At 78.5% G+C, this 3,142-nt stretch carries 2 protein-coding genes; one reads left to right on the top strand and one right to left on the bottom strand.

The features are described from left to right. Positions 1-32 precede the first annotated feature (32 nt). On the top strand, positions 33-2,222 hold the full coding sequence (locus HLB09_RS14875; RefSeq protein ID WP_171204113.1) for an acyltransferase family protein: 2,190 nt from the start codon (positions 33-35) through the stop codon (positions 2,220-2,222). Between the two features lie 55 nt (positions 2,223-2,277). On the opposite strand, the gene HLB09_RS14870 is transcribed toward HLB09_RS14875, so the two are convergent. Next, positions 2,278-3,142: DUF6541 family protein (locus HLB09_RS14870; RefSeq protein ID WP_212771158.1), on the bottom strand; the 865-nt coding region annotated here is incomplete at its 5' end.

Here is a 3,142-nt window from a genome sequence, read left to right as displayed (position 1 = left end):
CCGGCCGCGGGCCACGTACCCTTCGCCCCGAGATGAGCGGCGGACCAGGCACCCGGGACCTCGAGCCCCCCGTGGCGGAGGCCACCCGTCCCCCGGGCGGGGCCCCGGCCGGCGGGGGCGCGACGCGGCGCGGGCGCGCCGACATCCAGGCGCTGCGCGCCCTGGCGGTGGGCCTCGTCGTCGTCTACCACCTGTGGCCCGAGCGGCTGCCGGGCGGCTACGTCGGCGTCGACGTCTTCTTCGTCGTCTCGGGCTTCCTCATCACAGCGCACCTCGTGCGCGAGGTCACCCGCACGGGCACCGTGCGCCTCGGGCGCTTCTGGGCCCGGCGCGCCCGGCGCCTGCTGCCGGCGTCGCTGCTGGTCCTGCTCGTGACCGCGGCGGCCGTGCTCCTCGTGGCGCCGCGCACGTCCTGGCAGCCCTTCCTGCGGGAGGTGGCGGCCTCGGCCCTCTACGTCGAGAACTGGTCGCTGGCCGCCGGCGCGGTGGACTACCTGGGCGCCGACGACGCGGCGACGCCGGTGCAGCACTTCTGGTCGCTGTCGACCGAGGAGCAGTTCTACCTCGTCTGGCCCCTCCTCGTCCTCGCCGCCGCCGTCCTCGCCGCCCGCCGCGGGCTGCCCGTGAAGGCCGTCGCCGGCGTCGTGCTGGGCCTCGTCACCGCGGGCTCCTTCGCCCTGTCGCTGCACCTCACCACCACCTCGCCGGAGATCGCCTACTTCGCCACCCCCGTGCGCGCGTGGCAGTTCGGGCTGGGCGGCCTGCTCGCCCTGGTGCTCGTGGGCCGGCCCGGCGGGGCCGACGGGGCCGCGCCCGCCCGCGGCCCGGGGGCCCTCGCGCGCGCCGTCGGCGCCTGGGCCGGGCTCGCCGCCGTCGTCGTGGCGGCGCTCAGCTTCACCTCCTCGACGCCGTTCCCCGGCGCCGCGGCCGTCCTGCCCGTCGTCGGGGCGCTCCTCGTCCTGGCGGGCTCCGAGCCCACCGGTCGGGGGTCGACGCACCGCCTCAACGCGCTGCGCCCCGTCCAGTGGCTCGGCGACGTCTCGTACGCCGTCTACCTCTGGCACTGGCCCCTCGTCGTGCTCGTCCCGCTGCATCTCGGCGGCGAGCTGACGACGCCGCGCGCGCTCGGCGTCCTCGCAGCCACGCTCGTCCTCGCGCAGCTGTCCACCCGCTACGTCGAGGCGCCGCTGCGCGGGGGCTGGCTGGCGACCCGCCCCGACCGCGCCACCGCCGTGCTCGCGGCGGCGGGCATGGCCGTCGTGCTGGTCGTCTGCGCCGCCGGGTGGGGCGTCGTCCAGGCGCAGGTGGCGCAGGCGCGCGCCGCCGCTGCCGACCTCGTCGGCGACCCGTGCGCGGGCGCGGGGGCGATCGACGGGCCGCCGGAGTGCCTCGGCACGACGACGACCGCCGCGGACGTCGACACCGCCTTCGCCGCCGAGGACTGGTCCGACGGCATGGCGTGCCTGGAGGACGGGACGGGCACGGAGCTCGTGACCTGCGAGGCCGGCGACCCGGACGGCTCGACGACGGTCGCCCTCGTCGGCGACTCCCACGCCGCCAGCTGGTACGAGGCGGTGACGGCCGTCGCCGAGCAGCGCGGCTGGCGCGTGGTCACCTACCTCAAGGCCGGCTGCTCGGTCCTCGCCACCGACCGGATCATCGGCGTCGGCATGCCGGCCGCCGAGCCGCCGGCCTGCGAGGAGTGGAGCGACGCCGTGCTCGACGCCGTCGCCGCCGACCCAGAGATCACGCAGGTCTTCACGGGCTACCGCTCCGACGTCTACAAGTACGAGGGCGACGACGGCGTGCTCACCGAGCAGTTCCCCGTCGACCTCGTCGGCGACGCCCTCGGCCGCCTCACGGCGGCCGGCGAGCAGGTGCACGTGCTGCGCGCCGTGCCCAGCACGGGCGGCTTCGAGACGGGCCCCGAGCTCGTCGACAGCTCGGTGGCCGTGCCCGCGTGCGTGGCGGCCGCCGACCCGACCGCGCCGGACCCCTGCTCGACGCCGCGCGCGCAGGCCCTCGTGCCCGACCAGCTGGTGCGCGGGGCCGAGGCGATGCAGGACCCCCTGGTGGACGTCGTCGACCTCACGAGCTCCTTCTGCGACGAGGAGCGCTGCCACGTCGTCGGCGGCGACCTCGTGGCCTACGTCGACGGCAGCCACCTCACGGCCTCCTGGTCGCGGTCGCTGGCGCCCGCGCTCGACCGCGCCCTGGGCTGACGGGGGCTGACGGGGGCCGACCGGGGGCCGGGCGCCGCACCCCGCCGGGGCCCCGTCAGCAGCCGCGGACGGCGAGCAGGCGCGAGCGGCCCGAGGTCGCGACGACCTCCAGGACCGGCGACGACGCCGACGCGGCCCGCAGCCCGGCGAAGAGCTCGTCGGTGCGCGGGGTCGCGAAGTAGCTCGGGCCTCCGAGGTCGAGGACGTGCGTCACGCCGAGGTCGCGCACCGCCGCGCAGACGGCCGGGTCGGCGCCGGCCTCGTCGAGGGACTCGGCGAGGAGGCGCTCGAGCGGCGGCCTCGTGCCGGACAGGTGCGGGAAGAGCACCCGCCGGTCGGCGAGGGCGTACGCCAGCGCGCCCCCGTCGTGGGGGTCGTCGGCGATGAGCGCGTCCGGGGGGACGAGGTCGTCGAGGGCCGCGAGCAGGGCCAGCTCCTGGGGGTCCACCAGCGGCGCCGCGGCGGCGTCCGACGCGTACGCCTGGGCCAGCGACCGCTGCGCGGCCGGGACGCCGCTGCCGGGGGCCGCGGTGGCGGCGGCGCCGAGCAGGACGACGAGCAGGAGGGCGACCACGGGGCGCGAGCGGCCGCCGGGGCGCCGGGCGACGAGCGCGGCGAGCCCGACCCCCGCGAGCGGCGCGACGACCACGACGAGCAGCGGGGCGATCCGGACCGGGTCGTTGTACCAGAGGGCCGTGAGGACGCTGCTGTCCGTGGAGCGGCCGACGACGTAGAGGCCGCCGACGAGCGCCGCGCCGACGAGGACGGCGCGGCGCCGCCCGCGGGCCACGAGGACGCCCGCCCCCAGCAGGGCCGCGGCGCTCGCCCACCAGGCCGCTCCCCCGCGCCCCTCCGGCGGCGCGCCCAGGAGGGCCTCCCCGACGGCCTGCGGCGCGGTCGTCGCGGCCGGCCACTCGACG

This window comes from Pseudokineococcus marinus, assembly GCF_013004605.1.
Lineage (GTDB): Bacteria > Actinomycetota > Actinomycetes > Actinomycetales > Quadrisphaeraceae > Pseudokineococcus > Pseudokineococcus marinus.
Note: the sequence above shows the minus strand (reverse complement) of the source record. Positions and strands in the feature narration are given on the sequence as shown.

What these genes read in the sequence shown, in the direction of transcription:
- HLB09_RS14875 (WP_171204113.1), top strand. Translation starts at nt 33, where the DNA reads ATGAGCGGCGGACCAGGCACCCGGGACCTCGAGCCCCCCGTGGCGGAG.